Here is a 15,364-nt window from a genome sequence, read left to right as displayed (position 1 = left end):
CCTTGGATAAAAAATGGTGGAAAGAAAGCGTAGTGTATCAAATTTACCCCCGCAGCTTCAAAGACAGCAACGGGGATGGTATTGGTGATCTGCAAGGGATTATCTCGAAACTTGATTATTTAAATCATCTTGGTGTCGACGTGGTGTGGCTGTGCCCAGTATACCAGTCGCCTAATGACGATAACGGTTATGATATCAGTAATTATCAAAGTATTATGGATGATTTCGGAACGCTCTCCGATTGGGAGGAACTGCTTGCTGGTCTTCACAGCCGTGGCATGAAGCTGATTATGGACCTTGTGGTCAACCATTCCTCAGATGAGCATGCTTGGTTCGTAGAGTCCCGCAAATCGCAGGATAATCCTTATCGTGATTATTATATCTGGCGTCCGGGTAAAGACGGACAGCCGCCGAACGACTGGGGCTCCTTCTTCAGTGGATCAGCTTGGGAATACGATGAGAAATCGGAGGAATATTACCTCCATCTCTTCTCCCGTAAACAACCGGACCTAAATTGGGACAATCCAAAACTCCGCCAGGAAATCTACGATATGATGACCTGGTGGCTGGATAAAGGAATTGACGGATTCCGCATGGACGTGATCAACCTGATTTCCAAAGTACCGGAATTGCCTAGCGTTGCTGGGGAAAATAACGCGGACCAGCCTACGTACCATTTCGGAGGAGACTATTTCGTTAACGGTCCACGCGTACATGAATATATGCAGGAAATGAATCGTGAGGTGCTATCCAAGTACGATATCATGACCGTAGGCGAAGCTGTTAATGTCACTCCAGAAGAAGCTTCACTGTATGTTTCCGAGGATCGTAACGAGCTGAACATGGTATTCCATTTTGAGCTTATGGACGTCGATTCCGGGCCTGGAGGCAAATGGAATGTACAGCCTTGGAAGCTGGCGGACATCAAGTCCATTATTTCCAAGTGGCAAGTCGCACTGGATGGTAAGGGTTGGAACAGCTTGTATATGAACAACCACGATCAGCCGCGTATGTTATCCCGCTTTGGGGACGATAAGCTGTTCCCGAAAGAGTCTGGCAAAATGTTAGCAACTCTGCTTCACACGCTCCAAGGTACACCTTATATCTATCAAGGTGAAGAAATCGGGATGACGAATGTACAGTTCGCTTCCATCGACGACTACAAAGATATTGAAATTCTAAATATGTATAAGGAATACTTAGCTGCTGGACACTCGGAAGAAAAAATCATGAATTCCATTTACATCAAAGGCCGGGACAATGGCCGTACACCGATGCAATGGAACTCCGAGCCACAAGCAGGATTCACCACCGGCACTCCGTGGCTGACTGTGAACCCTAACTACAAGGACATTAATGTGGAGAATGCGCTGGCTGATCCTGATTCTATTTTTTACTACTATAAGAAGCTAATTGAGCTTCGTAAGCAGCATGAGATTATCGTATACGGAAGTTATACCATCTTGGCTGAAGAGAATGAGCAGGTCTATGCTTATCTGCGTACTCTTGGAGAAGAACAGCTACTGGTTGTATTGAATTTCTTTGGAGAGCCTGCAACCTTCGAGCTTCCTTCTACTGTGAAATTCCAAGCGAAGGAACTGCTCATTGCCAACTACGAAGTAAGTGCAGAAGAAGAAATAAACACGATTCAGCTTCGTCCTTATGAAGCTCGTGTATATAAGCTTAAATAATAAAATCCATCCGATCTGTCAGCAAAGATCAATGGTAAAACTACAAAAGGGAGCCTCTCGGCTCCTTTTTACTTTGCTTGTAAGAACTTTAAAATTCCACCTTATGTAGGTAGCTTAACCTTCTGTGTTAATAATCCCATAATGAATAAGGTCATCATATTTATTTTCTTTATAGATATGCTGCATGAGTATGCCTTCCTTCACCATTCCACATTTCTGCATCACTCGCCCAGAGGCGGGATTTGAAGCAAAGTGTATTGCAAAGACTTTATGATAATGCTTTTCTGAAAAAGCAAACGCAATGACCGCTTTTGTTGCTTCAGTCGCGTACCCTTTCCCCCAATATTCCTCACCGATCCAATATCCAACTTCACCATTTCTGTGTGCTTGCTTATTTGTCAGTCCTATAGCTCCATAAAGCTCGTGTGTATTTTTATCCGTAATGGCAAACTCATAGGATTTATTATCGTTAAAATGATCTTCATGCGTTTCAATCCAGGATACTGCACAATCAATAGGATATGGATAAGGAAGAGTCAACGTGCTTTTGTAGATATTATAATTATTGCAGAGGTCAGAGACACGTTTTGCATCAGATAATTCAAAAGGTCTCAAAATCAATCTTTCGGTCGTCATTGTTCTTTTCTCTTGATTGAACATTGTTTTCCCTCCGCTCTAGTATCTCTCACACCAACGGCATCGCCAAACTTATCTTCTCAGCTTCTATCACTATCGCTGTTAGTCCTGTCTCCGTGCCTGTCTCATGCCACTCGCCCTTGTCCCAATACACGGCAGAGCCCGCACTAACTGGAATTTCTGCTTCTTCCCCAGCTCTGACCCAGCCTTCTCCGCTAACGACCAGAAACAGCTGTGGAATCGGAGCCTGATGCCAGCCAATAAGTCCATTCACGCCCAAGTGCATACAACCAACATGTGGAGAAACCGCCTCTGTTAGTATTCTCGACATATATAGCTGCTGGCTGCCGAATGCATCAATAGACTTACCGACTTCTTCTGAAAAACTAAATACTCGCATTTTAGACGGATCCTCCTACCGCTACTGGATTCACCTGTACCTGCCCTGCATTCAATTTCTCAATAATCGCCAATAGGAAGGTTTCAGCTAGACTGCTTTTTTTAATGGCTTCCGCGGCCTCTTCCAAAGCAAACCACTCTGCATGATCCACCTCAGCACTCATCTGACTTAAATCCTCCGAATCTGCAACACCTATAAAATTCAGCATCAGCGTATTAGAAGGTGCGAAATATAAACTGCGCATATATTCATAGGCTATAATATCAAGACCTACCTCTTCTTTTACCTCACGAATAAGTGTCGTCTCTGCATCTTCACCTTTATTCACGTACCCTGCAAGCAATATATAATCTGGTCGGTTATACTGCTGGATTAATAGAATCTTATTCATCTCTCGGTTTAATACTGCTGTACTGATCGCTGTGCTAAAGATAGGGAAGCGGAACATTTCACATGAATTACAATAAGGTACCTGCCCTTCCCCATCGTTTTCTTTCATTACTAACGCAGTTCCGCACTCTAGGCAATATTTCAAGCTGATCTCTTCCTTCTATAATAAAGTAGTAAATACTTATTCCAGTTGAGGTGGAATACGATGCTGTGTAGCTTGTTCAAATCCGTAGGCTATGGATAGGAGCGTAGGCTCACTATAGGCTTTTCCAGAAAAAACTACACCAAAAGGGCCTCTAGTAGGATCACCGTCAACATCAATAATGCCATGAGCAACAAATCCAGCTGGAACGGCAACTAACGGATAGCCCAAACGTGCGGCAATATACATCCCATCTACATCACCCGGCAGCAATAACGCATCCAAACTATATTGTTCCAACACGTAGTCTATTCCTTGCTCAAGCGCTAATTTCCTGTATTCTTGTTTCTTTTGCTGGTATTCCTCTTCAGTCAATGTTATTTCTTCTGACCTAGTTAATGTGTCTTGCCCATATTGTAAGGCGATTTCAGCATGGCTTTCATTGTATGCTATCAATTCTTGCAAAGAGTGAATCGGAACAGAATCATCTACTTGGGATAAGTAGGCATTAAGCCCCTTTTTAAATTCATAACAGATCACATCATTATTCCAGTTTTGTTGTTCAACGTAAAGCGTAACTGGATCTATAATTGTAGCGCCTTCGTTCTTCAAAGTCTGGATCGCTGCTTCCATCAACGAAAGTCGCTCTGCATCTAAATGCTTGTAATAATGCCGTGGGATGCCTATTCTTGCTTTCCGTATAAAGCTTTTATCTAAATATGGAGTATAGTCCGTAAAAGCATGCTTCTCACTTGAAAATGTTGCTTCATCCTTGTCATCTACGCCCGTTAATGCCCCTAAAATAATCGCTGCATCCGTCACCGTTCTTGTTATAGGCCCAGGGGTGTCTTGGCTAATCGAAATCGGAATCACTCCAGCACGACTGACTAATCCGGCCGTTGGTTTGATCCCGACGAGCGCATGTTGGCTGGCTGGCCCAACAATCGATCCCGCGGTTTCTGTTCCGATCGATGCTGCTGCCAAATTCGCCGCAATCGCTGCCGCAGGTCCAGAACTAGATCCGCTGACAAATACGTTCCCAGGTCCATATGGATTCAGCACAAGCCCTCCACGTGAGCTATATCCAGCTGGCATTGAACTGGACATAAAATTAGACCACTCCGACATATTCGCCTTTCCAAGTAAAACAGCCCCTGCCGACCGAAGCTTCGCAGCTACGAAGGAATCTTGTGCCGCAAATGATCCTGCTAAAGCTATGGAGCCAGCACTCGTATGCATCTTATCCGCTGTATCTATATTATCCTTCAACAATATAGGAATACCGTGTAGACTTCCCCGGCTTCCTTGTTCCTTACGTTCAACATCCAGTGCTCTGGCAATCTCTATAGCCTCAGGATTGATTTCTAAGATTGCGTTTATGTCTATATCGTACTTATGAATCCGTTCCAAATATACTGCTACCAAATCCTCTGAGCTGACTACTCCTGCTTCCATAGCCGCTTGCAGCTTTGCAATATCCGCTTCTATTATCCATTCCTGAAGTTTGATCTTCATTAGAGCAGCTCCTTCAAGTATAATCGCCTTCGGCGTCCTTATATTTCAAAATAATGTAACTCTCCCTAGCATAAACCTACCATACATTCTTAGGTCAATGACATGACCAATTTGACTATAATTATTTAAACCTGTGATTTGACTCCCTTGGCTACAGATGATAGGGTATTTTCGAAGTTAAATTTTTCCGGGAGGGAATGCCCATGACGGAAGTAAAGCTCAGTATCGGATACGACGAATTCGAAGAAGGCCAAAGAATTGGCACAGAAATTGAGAAGCTTAGCAGCAGCCCTGAAAGTTCTTCGTTGACAAGTCTAATCATCGGTGATTGGGGGCAAGCCTACGAGAATAGTTCAGAAGAGGTTGTAGAGGCACTCGTTACGCATAGTGCTAGTTTCCCTGCTTTGCGTAAGCTTTTCATAGGCGAGATGGGGTATGAGGAATGTGAGATTTCTTGGATTACCCAAAGCGATCTTTCGCCACTGTTACCCGCTTTTCCAGAGCTACAATCACTCACGATTCAAGGTGGGAACGAGCTGAGCCTGGCAGAACTCAAACACGACAAGCTAGAAGAACTGATTATTATCAGTGGGGGCTTAAGTAAAGCCGTTCTTGAACATATTGCAACTAGCCAATTACCGAATTTACGCAAGCTGGAGCTATATCTGGGTGTAGACAATTACGGATTTGACGGCAACCTCGCAGATCTTCTCCCTCTTATAGAAGTAGGGAAGTTCCCTAAGCTTACTTATCTAGGATTAAAAAATAGCCAAATCCAAGATGAGATCGCAGGTGCATTAGCAAATGCTCCTATTCTGGATCAACTGGATACGCTCGATCTTTCGCTCGGTACCCTAAGGGACGAAGGGGCTGAATTGCTTCTAGCCAGCGACAGAATCAAAAAATTAAAAGCATTAAACCTAAGCCATCATTATATGTCTGACGAGATGATTAACCGCTGGAAACAGAGTGGATTGCCTGTTGATGTCAGCGACAAGCAGGAAAGCGACGATGAGGAAGACTGGCGTTATCCTTCCATCACAGAGTGAGCCTCTCATGAGGCCGATGATCATTATCGGTATTCCCGGTGATAAACGGACTAGCGGTATCCAGCAAGCGCGTTCCGATCTCGGAATGCCCCCTGCCCTTATTTTATCGTACACTGAGTTTCTGCAAGGTAGATCATTAGGTGATCTTATGGAAGAGCAGAAGAAGCAGATATCCAGTCAGCCCTCCATTTATAACGGAATAGATCTTAGTACAGCTCCCCCGCTGCTGAGACTGGAATCACCTGGAAGCAGCTTTGAGGTAGAACGAGCCTTAATCGCTCTAGGTGCACCAGATTCGGATGATATGGACGATTCGCTTCATCCCTACGCCGATAGACCTGACCCGCGACCACTCCGTGTGAAGGTCGCTCGTCAATTGAAGGAAATGCAGGGGGTTCTGCATCATCCATCCCAATGGTTCCGCGGCTACTGCCGAATGCTGGCTAGACTACAACGTGAGGCGACAATCGCATATCCAGGTTCGCTATGGTTAAATGATCCTGCTGACATTGCCGCCATGACCGATAAACGCCAGACACAACAGATTCTAAGTGAGGCAGGAATTCCAGTCCCTCGCCCAGTAGGCGAGGATCAACAGCCTACGGATTATACCTCTCTCCGGGAGATGATGTTATCCCGGCGAATGCACCGGGTATTCATTAAGCTGGCCTTCGGCTCTGCGGCTTCTGGGGTGGTCGCCTATCAAATCCATCCCGTGACCGGTGCCGAAATCGCCTTAACAACTGTGGGGGTCGAGAATTACATCACTCGACCACCCATTTACTATAATTCCGGTAAACTGCGACGGTACACAGATACTGTCACGATCTCGGGAATTATGAATTGGATCTACCAGCACGGGGGTTATGCTGAGCAATGGATCCCTAAAGCGGGGCTTAAGGGAAAAGCATTTGATATTCGCCAGCTAGTCGTTCTCCGCGAGGCCTGCCACGCGGTTGCTCGGGTCAGTCCTACTCCGATTACGAATCTGCATTTACGCAACCAGCGGATGTCTCTTTCGGAAGCGGGTCTGTCTGAATCCGTACAGGAGCAGGTGCGGAATACCGCCCTGCAAGCACTGGCTGCTTTTCCCCGTTCCGGGGTAGCCGGAATAGATGTACTGGTATCCGGGGGTTCTCAGCAGTGTTTTGTCGCTGATGTCAATCCATTTGGCGATTTGCTCTACGATGTGAAATACCGCGGATGCAGCACCTACGAATGGGAAATGAAGGTATTGTCGGCTAGAGACTATATCACGCCTCCCTCCACACCGCTTATAAAGGAAGGTTTATCTTAATGGATATGAACACCATCGTCGGCACGCATGATATTCTTATGATCACACTCGATACGCTTCGTTATGATGCTGCTGTAATGGAAGAAGCGAACTGCCCCAACTTGTGCGGGACCGGATCATGGGAGAGAAGACATACCCCAGGCAGCTTTACTTATGCGGCTCATCACGCCTTCTTCGGCGGCTTCTTGCCTACGCCGGCCACAACGGATAAGAGCGAGCATGTCCGCATGTTCCATTCCAGAAATACCGGGATGAAGACACATCCCCATACCTGGCTATTCGATACACCGGATATTGTGTCTGGGCTTGCTGCTGAGGGCTACCGCACAGTATGTATAGGGGGCGTTATTTTTTTCACCAAAAAAAATCCACTCGCTCGTGTGTTACCAAGTTATTTCCAGCAAAGCTACTGGCGGATGACGTTCGGGGTCACCAATCCGCGTTCCACAGAGCATCAGGTGAATCATGCCTTGAAGCTGTTGAAGGATACTCCGGGCCAACAAAGATTGTTCATGTTCCTTAATGTCTCTGCCATCCACGGGCCAAACCACTATTTTATACCTGGTGCTAAAAAAGACTCCGTAGACAGCCAGCGCGCCGCACTACGATATGTGGATGGTGAACTGGGCCGATTATTCGACGCTTTCCGGGAACGCGGTAATCCTACCTTCTGTTTGGCGTTTTCCGATCATGGGACCGCCTTTGGCGAGGATGGCTATCAGGGGCATCGCCTAGCTCACGAAACCGTATGGAATGTCCCCTACCGCGAATTTATTCTATAACAAGGAAAAGGAAAGGATGGAGCACTGTATGACGTTATCGTCCTTCTCTTTAGAAGAACTTCACAAATGGAAAGACCAAATTACGGCTTACCCTTACCGATCTTATCTGTATTCCTATCCACACAAAACAGCTTACAGTGATCTACAGCCTCCGCTTCCACTAGAAGCCTTATGGCGAGATGAGCCTGCAGAATCCTTTTTTTTATATATGCATATTCCTTTTTGCGGCGCTCGCTGTGGATTCTGCAACCTATTCACCCTGCCTGATAAACGCGCGAATGTTCACGCTACTTACGTGGACGCGCTAGAACGTCAAGCCAAGCAGTGGGCAGCATTTACCGATCATAAGCCGTATGCCCGCTTCGCGATTGGTGGTGGAACGCCTACATTGCTGGCGGCAGATCAGCTTCGCCGTTTGTTCCACATTGCCGTTGATACGATGGGACTGGATACGCGTACAGCCTCCATCTCGGTGGAAACTTCCCCCGAGACTCTTAGCGAAGAAAAGCTAAATATTCTGAAAGAATATACAGTAGATCGGGTTAGTATGGGCATCCAGAGCTTCGTCGCTGCTGAATCAGCAGCCATCTATCGCCCCCAAAACCCGGATGTGGTGTACCGGGCACTGGAGCTGCTGGGGAAATATGATTTTCCTATTCTAAATTTGGATCTGATCTATGGTCTTCCGGGGCAGACCGTCGACTCTTGGCTGTATTCACTAAATCAGGCGCTTAGCTATGAGCCAGAGGAAATCTTTATTTATCCGCTCTACACCCGTGAGCATACGATTGTGAAGCCTGACGATATCCAGCGTCAGGAGGATATTCGCCTAGATTGCTACAAAGCTGCTGGACAGTTGCTTAAAGCTAGAGGTTATCGCCAATATTCCATGCGTCGATTCGCCAAAGAAAGCGCGGGAACAGACAAACCTATTATCGATTATAGTTGCCAAGAAGAAGGGATGGTTGGATTGGGCTGCGGTGCTAGATCCTACACGCGCCATGTGCATTACGCTTCTCGTTACGGGGTGAGCCGTAAAGCAACCGAAAGCATTATTGCTGATTACGTCGCAGCGGATCGTTACGATACGGCTGATTACGGCATTGTGCTAAGTCTAGAGGAACAGAAGCGCCGCTTTATTCTGAAGGCAATTTTACATAGTGAAGGTCTGAGGATAAAAGACTACAGCCTGCGCTTCAAAAATTCGCTCTGGGATGATTATCCTGAGCTGTCGAACCTGCTTCAAACTGGCTTGGGAATGGAAATAGATGGCGTACTGCGCCTCACTACCGAAGGCATGGGCTACTCTGATTCGATTGGGGATTGGTTTATTTCAGGAGAGATTCGGGAGCAAATGGAAAGGTTCGTATTACCATGAATTCCGTTCTCTATTACCGCGGATCTCTCACCTCTTGCAATTATGACTGCCCCTACTGTCCTTTCGGCAAAAATAAGGACAATGCAGCCACTCTCGCCAAGGATCGGCAAGGATTGGAGACCTTTGTCGAGTGGGCCTCTCTGCAGGGTGCAGCGGGTCACCGGCTGTCTATCTTTTTCAATCCTTATGGCGAAGGGCTGATTCATCGCTGGTACAAAGAAGCAATGATCTCGCTCTCCAATATGGAACATGTGGAGAAGGTAGCCATTCAGACGAACCTGTCAGCAAATCTTGATTTCGTTCATCAGCTGAATCGAAGCAAAGCTGCCTTTTGGGCTACTTACCACCCCGGACAGGTGAGCGAGGATAAGTTTCTAACGCAATGTATGGCTTTGTACGAGAATGATGTACCTTTCAGTGTAGGAAGCGTTGGGATTCGCAGTGCCTTTCCAGCTATAACCTCGCTTCGCGCAGCATTACCGGAGAGTGTATATCTCTGGGTCAATGCTTATAAAGATAAACCAGATTACTATACAGCCGAGGATCTTTCTATTCTGAGCCAGATTGATCCACATTTTGCTGTGAATGCTATGGATTACGAAAGTCTGGGGCAGACCTGCAATGCAGGAAAAGAAGTCTTTTATGTACAAGGTGCTGGACTGGTGAAACGCTGTTATAAGGACAGAGGTGTCATTGGCAACCTCTATCGCGATGGCTTGGAAGGTCTGTCCGCTATAAGAAGCTGCCGAATGAAGGTGTGCGACTGTTATATCGGTTATATCCATATGCCAGAGCTGAAGCTGCAAGACATCTATGGATCAGGTCTGCTGGAACGAATTCCTTATGGGCTATGAATCATTGAAGCGAGAATTGCTGTAAGGTAAACTGCATGTTAAATTTCAAGAAATAGAGCCCTGCCAGCATTTCTAAACAGGGTTTCTTTACTCTATGTGGAATATGAAAAGTAGCCCTCGTCTACAGGGCGACAGCAAACACTATGTTGGAGGGATGAATAGCTGATGAAGAACATTATTAATTTTGCGCATCGCGGCGCATCGGCAGTGTGTCCGGAAAATACTATGGCAGCGTTCCGCAAAGGTCTTGAGTTAGGTGCAACCGGAATTGAAACCGATGTACAAATGACCAAGGATGGCGGGCTCGTTCTTATTCATGATGAAACCCTGAACCGTACGACAAACGGAACAGGCTATGTAAAAGATAAGACCCTTGCAGAAATTTTGGAAGCGGACGCAGGCTCTTGGTTCAGTCCCGAGTTCAAAGGCGAGAAGCTCCCCTTGCTAGAAGATTTATTAGATCTGCTGCAAGGACGAGATACAGTACTGAACATCGAGTTTAAGAATGGTACTTTCTTTTACCCGGGTATGGAGGAAAAGGTTATCGCGGCTGTACGGGAGTTCAAAATGAGTGATCGCGTGATTTTTTCAAGCTTCAACCATTATTCACTAGCTCACAGTAAAACAATTGCACCTGAGATCAGGACAGGAATTCTATACGGGGAAGGTCTGTATCGTCCTTGGGATTATGCAGCTACGCTTGGCGCAAATGCGCTGCATGCGTATCATCAAGCAGTACTTCCTGAATTCGTCAAAGAAGCAGCTAAGCATGGCATTGCTTATCATCCTTGGACTGTTAATGATCCAGAGCGGATGAAGGCTTTAATCGACTCTGGAGTGTCAGGTATTATTACAGATCATCCAGATGTGCTGGCTGGGCTTCTAGCTAAATAATAAGGGAGTGTGAACGTGTGAAAAAAGTCTGGTTGCTCGGATTCGGCTTTTTCAGCATCAGCATTACGTGGAGTCTGTATAATGCATTTGTACCCTTTTTTCTAGAAAAATACGTACATAGTGTGGCGCTTATCAGCTTCTTGATGACGATTGATAATTACTTTGCCTTATTCCTGCAGCCTTGGATTGGCAACCGTAGTGACCGCACGACCTCGCGTTTTGGACGCAGAATGCCTTATCTTATGATCGGTATGCCTTTCGCTGCTGTGCTAACCATGCTGATTCCGTTTCATACCGGACTATTTACACTTCTGTTGTTTATGATGCTAATGAATCTGGCCATGAGCTTATACCGTTCACCAACCGTCGCCCTCATGCCGGACATTACGCCAGAAGAGCAGCGCACAAAGGCCAACGGGCTGATTAATTTCATGGGTGGGTTCGGTTCTATTCTCGCTTTCGGCGTAGGTTCGATCCTGTATAAATCCAATCCAGCACTTCCGTTTATCGTCGCTGGACTGATTACCTTATTATGTATGTTTATCGTATCACGTTTCATTAAAGAAAATCGGGACGGCGTAAACGTGCAAATGAAGCTTCCTTCAGAAGACAATGCTGCCACCAAGCCCTCTCGTATTTCCTTTCGAAGTCAGCTTGACCGTACCACAGTATTTTTGCTAGCGGCGATTTTCTTCTGGTTCGTAGCGTATCAAGGCGTTGAGACGCTGTTTACCTTATATGGCAAACATCATCTCGGCCTAAGCGAACAGGCGGCCTCTTTCTCGCTCACTTTCTTCTCTTTGGCTTTTGTACTGTTCGCCATTCCGAGCGGTTGGCTGGGCGGAAGATTCGGGAAGAAAAAAATGATCATCATCGGCGTATGCGGATTAATGACCATTTTTGCTCTCGTCGGTTTTGCAAAGGACTTGATGCTCCTTCGAGGGTTACTGTTGCTAGGTGGAGTCTTCTGGGCTTGTATTAATATCAATTCCTATCCTTATGTTGTGGCAACAGGAACCGAAGAGAGTATCGGCACACGAACAGGGATGTATTATCTGGTCTCTTCCCTTGCCGCCATCAGTTCGCCTCCACTACTGGGGCTCATGATTGATATTTTTGATTACTCTATCCTGTTTTACGTAGCGGCGATTAGTATGGCCGTTGCTCTTGTCTGCTTGTTCCTCATGAAAGGCCGTAAGGATGTGACGAACAGCATTCATTCGCCTTTCCAATAACAATAGCGGGCAGCCATGGACGATGTACAAGGTCTATGGCTGCCGCTTTTATTTTACATCCACTTCTTCTAATTCTTATAGACGGAGTAACGCCCTGTACCGAGCTGTTTGGCGGCGTACATCGCTGTGTCTGCTTCATTAAGCAGCCTGAAATGATCCACCTTACCATGACTTATGCTGATCCCTATACTCATAGATACGAACAGGTTATGCTCACCTAGCTGGTAACTCTTAGTCGTCTTCTCCAGAATTCGCACAGCAAGCTGCTCTGCTTCCTTCTGGTTGCTGCCTTTAGCGACAATCACAAATTCATCACCGCCCACGCGGAAGATATGACGTTTTCTTTTGCTGGAGAATTGAATTAAATTTTTACCCACTTCTTCCAGCAGTAAATCCCCCACATGATGCCCCAAGCTATCATTGATCGATTTAAAGCGATTCAGATCCAGAAACAAAACGGCAAGCTGCTCATTTACCTTGCACCGATCCCAAAAATGATCCATTCCATTCTTATTCAATAACCCTGTTAAAGCATCCTTATACGCCAGTTCTTTCAATTGCTCTCTTTCAGCCCACACTAGGTTCATACGTGTAATCAAAAACATAAATAGGGCTATCGTAAGACTATAGACCACCAGTGATATGATAATTCCATCATCGGCCACTTCATTTCCCAATAAGGTTTTTACGCCTAACTGATGCATGCTCCATAGTCCAATGATGATTATTATAACGAAAAGACCGGTATGAATCGCTCTTTTTTGAGGCGTTTTAGAAGAAATATCCCGGTAGAGCCTTAGTACTAAATAACCGGCCGCGGCTGCGATGAGAAGGGATAATAACGTTTGTAAGTAAATCTGAACCTCTGCCACCTTAAATTCGCACATCCTTTTACTACAAAAATGATTAGATTGCTGAACAATCACTATATTAAAATGCTCTGAACATTATCTGAACACTTCGTTAGATTTCTAAATGCTCTGCACAATTGTACAGATCGCAATGCCAAGAAGTACCCGATTTGGTGATCCGGGTGATGGACGTATTTTTCAGTAATACTGTACCGTCTAGTTCTGGAATCAGTTTTCTAAGAATGCTACGCAAAATTACTCCGTGGCTAACGATCAAGATATTACAACCCGGATGTTTCTCCGCAAGCTCTTCGATGGCCTGGCTGCCTCTGATCTCGCTGGCCTCCGGGGTTTCTAATCCCAACTCTAGCGTCTTCCAATCGGGTCCCCATCGTTCTATCCGCTCTTGTTGCGTAGTACCTTCAATTAGCCCTGCATACATCTCTCGAATGCCCGGTACTATACCTGCTAACTCAATACCTAGTCGCTTTGCGATAACCTCTGCCGTTTGCTGTGCTCTGAGCAAGTCACTTGAATATATGTAGTCCCACTGTTCACCGCTAAGTCGTTCGGCAATAAGCGCTGCCTGCTGAAAGCCTTCTGCATCCAATGGGTTATCTGTATGTCCTTGTACTCTACCTTCCTTATTCCACGCTGTACTTCCATGGCGAATTAAACCTACTGTAGTCATAAAGATCTCCCTTTAGTTGTTGATTTCTAGTACTATTCTTTAATCGTATCTACATTCTATCAGAATCTTCCCTTGAGTATTTGAAAAATAAGGGTTATCCATGTTTTAGAACTTGAGGTATAATAAACCTTTATCGCTTTTTACATCAGCTACAGGATAAGGAGATTTTGGTTAATATGAAAAAGTTATTGTTTCCGTTCTTTCTTGCATTCCTTCTATGTTTATTTCCGGTTTACACATTTAGTTCCTCCACTGTTGGAGCTGCTGCGGTTCCGAAAAACACCGTGTATGTGACCAAAAATAACCACTCGTATCTCCCACTGCGTCTCTTAAATAATTTCACCGGCATACATGCTGAAATGAATACTAGTGACAAACGTATAACCATTACGAACGCAGACACTAAGATTATACTCACTGTAGGACAAGCGGTTGCGCTCGTCAACGACAAATCAGTAACACTAACCGACTCCGCTTTTAGTGAGAATGGTACGGTATATATCCCTTTGTCCCTGGTCAGCAAAACGCTGGGCATTCAATTGGAATGGAATCAGGAAGCCTCATCTGTAACCCTTACGAATAACGATGTTTCATCGACTGTCCCTGTACAGTCTGGCTCACTTCTTAAAGCAGATTCCTCCCCTGTTGTCAGTGCTAGTAAAACTTTCAAGGTGGGTAGCAAATCCTTCAAAGCCCAAACGGTTACCGTTTCCTTACTGCATCCTAAAGTGAAGCTCGACGTTGTACTAGCAGGAAATACGGTAGGAAAAGTGGAGGAACTAAGCAGTCTAGCCAAACGCAATAATGCCGTAGTAGCTATTAACGGTACGTTCTTTGATGCCTACACCAAAGGGGCATACAAAGCGCCTTACGGTTATATGGTCAGTGGTGGAAAAATGCTCAAAAATAGCTCCGGCGATCGCCGCACAATTTTCACCTATGACAGCAACCATCTAGCCTCGCTTATTCCCGGGCTAGAGTTTACAGACCGTTTCGCTTCCGGATCTATGGAAGGAGCACTCCAAGCTGGGCCACGTCTGCTTGTGAATGGCAAGGTATCCCTTAATGTCGCGGCAGAAGGCTTCAAGGATGCCAAGATCTTAACCGGCGGCGGCGCCCGCAGCGCACTTGGCCTCACTCGCGACCACAAGCTGATTCTGCTGACCACTGGCGGAGCTACTATCCCACAGCTGGCAGAAATGATGAAGCAGGCTGGTGCGTATCAAGCCATGAATCTGGATGGCGGCGCATCCAGCGGACTATACTACAATGGCAAATATCTCACGACCCCTGGGCGTCAGATTAGCAACGCGATTGTAGTTAAATATCAATAGCTTTATCTAGCCAGCCCAGTGTCAATGTGAGACGCTGGGCTTCGGCTTCGAAGATGCTTCTATTGCAGATCATGCAATAGAAGCATTCTTTTTTCGTGTCATTGCTAGCACGCATTTAAGCACGACGTGACTAACATCCTCAATGGTTACTCGAAGGATACTCGAAGGATATCAATTGCCTGCACGCACGCATCTGCTAATTGCATTTCGTACAACTATTCCTCA

Annotated in this window: 15 protein-coding genes; 9 read left to right on the top strand and 6 right to left on the bottom strand. The window is 45.8% G+C overall.

The window, feature by feature from the left end:
• Nucleotides 1-2: 2 nt before the first annotated feature.
• Nucleotides 3-1,691, top strand: a complete 1,689-nt coding sequence (locus CA600_RS20580; RefSeq protein WP_094872495.1) for a glycoside hydrolase family 13 protein — start codon at nt 3-5, stop codon at nt 1,689-1,691.
• Between the two features lie 114 nt (nt 1,692-1,805).
• On the opposite strand, the gene CA600_RS20575 is transcribed toward CA600_RS20580, so the two are convergent.
• Genes CA600_RS20575 through CA600_RS20560 form a run of 4 tightly spaced genes read right to left on the bottom strand, consistent with a single transcriptional unit; the run spans nt 1,806 to nt 4,774 of the window.
• Nucleotides 1,806-2,351 (bottom strand): GNAT family N-acetyltransferase, encoded by a 546-nt coding sequence (locus CA600_RS20575; RefSeq protein ID WP_094872494.1) that lies wholly within the window; start codon nt 2,349-2,351, stop codon nt 1,806-1,808.
• Nucleotides 2,352-2,376: 25 nt separating this feature from the next.
• Nucleotides 2,377-2,727, bottom strand: a complete 351-nt coding sequence (locus tag CA600_RS20570) for a cupin domain-containing protein (protein ID WP_094872492.1) — start codon at nt 2,725-2,727, stop codon at nt 2,377-2,379.
• Nucleotide 2,728: 1 nt separating this feature from the next.
• Nucleotides 2,729-3,262, bottom strand: a complete 534-nt coding sequence (locus CA600_RS20565; protein WP_094872490.1) for an NAD(+) diphosphatase — start codon at nt 3,260-3,262, stop codon at nt 2,729-2,731.
• Nucleotides 3,263-3,298: 36 nt separating this feature from the next.
• Nucleotides 3,299-4,774, bottom strand: coding sequence for an amidase family protein (locus tag CA600_RS20560; protein WP_094872488.1), 1,476 nt, complete (start codon nt 4,772-4,774; stop codon nt 3,299-3,301).
• Between the two features lie 203 nt (nt 4,775-4,977).
• Between CA600_RS20560 and CA600_RS20555 the strand changes: the two genes are divergently transcribed.
• From CA600_RS20555 to CA600_RS20525, 7 genes are all read left to right on the top strand, one after another.
• On the top strand, nt 4,978-5,823 hold the full coding sequence (locus CA600_RS20555) for an STM4015 family protein (RefSeq protein ID WP_094872486.1): 846 nt from the start codon (nt 4,978-4,980) through the stop codon (nt 5,821-5,823).
• Nucleotides 5,786-7,120, top strand: coding sequence for an STM4014 family protein (locus CA600_RS20550; protein ID WP_256989943.1), 1,335 nt, complete (start codon nt 5,786-5,788; stop codon nt 7,118-7,120). Before CA600_RS20555 ends, CA600_RS20550 begins: the two co-directional genes overlap by 38 nt.
• Nucleotides 7,120-7,902: an STM4013/SEN3800 family hydrolase gene (locus CA600_RS20545; RefSeq protein WP_094872483.1), complete on the top strand. Its 783-nt coding sequence runs from the start codon at nt 7,120-7,122 to the stop codon at nt 7,900-7,902. Before CA600_RS20550 ends, CA600_RS20545 begins: the two co-directional genes overlap by 1 nt.
• Nucleotides 7,903-7,930: 28 nt before the next feature.
• Nucleotides 7,931-9,280, top strand: coding sequence for an STM4012 family radical SAM protein (locus tag CA600_RS20540; RefSeq protein WP_256989941.1), 1,350 nt, complete (start codon nt 7,931-7,933; stop codon nt 9,278-9,280).
• Nucleotides 9,277-10,134, top strand: coding sequence for an STM4011 family radical SAM protein (locus CA600_RS20535; protein WP_094872480.1), 858 nt, complete (start codon nt 9,277-9,279; stop codon nt 10,132-10,134). The genes CA600_RS20540 and CA600_RS20535 overlap by 4 nt, the downstream gene beginning before the upstream one ends.
• Nucleotides 10,135-10,299: 165 nt before the next feature.
• Nucleotides 10,300-11,028 carry a glycerophosphodiester phosphodiesterase gene (locus tag CA600_RS20530; RefSeq protein WP_094872478.1) on the top strand — a complete coding sequence of 243 codons (729 nt, stop codon included), beginning with the start codon at nt 10,300-10,302 and terminating at the stop codon, nt 11,026-11,028.
• A gap of 17 nt (nt 11,029-11,045) precedes the next feature.
• A complete protein-coding gene (locus tag CA600_RS20525) occupies nt 11,046-12,263 on the top strand; it encodes an SLC45 family MFS transporter (protein ID WP_094872477.1) in 1,218 nt (405 codons plus the stop codon).
• A 68-nt stretch (nt 12,264-12,331) separates the two neighbouring features.
• On the opposite strand, the gene CA600_RS20520 is transcribed toward CA600_RS20525, so the two are convergent.
• Nucleotides 12,332-13,135, bottom strand: a complete 804-nt coding sequence (locus CA600_RS20520; protein ID WP_179281683.1) for a GGDEF domain-containing protein — start codon at nt 13,133-13,135, stop codon at nt 12,332-12,334.
• Between the two features lie 91 nt (nt 13,136-13,226).
• Nucleotides 13,227-13,805: a histidine phosphatase family protein gene (locus CA600_RS20515; RefSeq protein WP_094872473.1), complete on the bottom strand. Its 579-nt coding sequence runs from the start codon at nt 13,803-13,805 to the stop codon at nt 13,227-13,229.
• 176 nt (nt 13,806-13,981) lie between these two features.
• Between CA600_RS20515 and CA600_RS20510 the strand changes: the two genes are divergently transcribed.
• Nucleotides 13,982-15,139, top strand: coding sequence for a phosphodiester glycosidase family protein (locus tag CA600_RS20510; RefSeq protein ID WP_094872472.1), 1,158 nt, complete (start codon nt 13,982-13,984; stop codon nt 15,137-15,139).
• The last annotated feature ends 225 nt before the right edge of the window (nt 15,140-15,364 follow it).

Origin of the sequence: Paenibacillus sp. VTT E-133280, from assembly GCF_002264385.1 — a bacterium.
GTDB classification, from domain to species: Bacteria; Bacillota; Bacilli; order Paenibacillales; family Paenibacillaceae; genus Paenibacillus_AQ; species Paenibacillus_AQ nitricinens.
The sequence above is the reverse complement of the archived record's forward strand: the minus strand, read 5'-3'. Positions and strand labels throughout refer to the sequence as shown.

Excerpts from the sequence above, each read along its gene's own strand:
- CA600_RS20555 (WP_094872486.1), top strand. The coding sequence starts at position 4,978 with ATGACGGAAGTAAAGCTCAGTATCGGATACGACGAATTCGAAGAAGGC.
- CA600_RS20560 (WP_094872488.1), bottom strand. The coding sequence starts at position 4,774 with ATGAAGATCAAACTTCAGGAATGGATAATAGAAGCGGATATTGCAAAG.
- CA600_RS20510 (WP_094872472.1), top strand. The coding sequence starts at position 13,982 with ATGAAAAAGTTATTGTTTCCGTTCTTTCTTGCATTCCTTCTATGTTTA.
- CA600_RS20530 (WP_094872478.1), top strand. The coding sequence starts at position 10,300 with ATGAAGAACATTATTAATTTTGCGCATCGCGGCGCATCGGCAGTGTGT.
- CA600_RS20570 (WP_094872492.1), bottom strand. The coding sequence starts at position 2,727 with ATGCGAGTATTTAGTTTTTCAGAAGAAGTCGGTAAGTCTATTGATGCA.
- CA600_RS20550 (WP_256989943.1), top strand. The coding sequence starts at position 5,786 with ATGAGGAAGACTGGCGTTATCCTTCCATCACAGAGTGAGCCTCTCATG.
- CA600_RS20535 (WP_094872480.1), top strand. The coding sequence starts at position 9,277 with ATGAATTCCGTTCTCTATTACCGCGGATCTCTCACCTCTTGCAATTAT.
- CA600_RS20515 (WP_094872473.1), bottom strand. The coding sequence starts at position 13,805 with ATGACTACAGTAGGTTTAATTCGCCATGGAAGTACAGCGTGGAATAAG.
- CA600_RS20540 (WP_256989941.1), top strand. The coding sequence starts at position 7,931 with ATGACGTTATCGTCCTTCTCTTTAGAAGAACTTCACAAATGGAAAGAC.
- CA600_RS20575 (WP_094872494.1), bottom strand. The coding sequence starts at position 2,351 with ATGTTCAATCAAGAGAAAAGAACAATGACGACCGAAAGATTGATTTTG.
- CA600_RS20545 (WP_094872483.1), top strand. The coding sequence starts at position 7,120 with ATGGATATGAACACCATCGTCGGCACGCATGATATTCTTATGATCACA.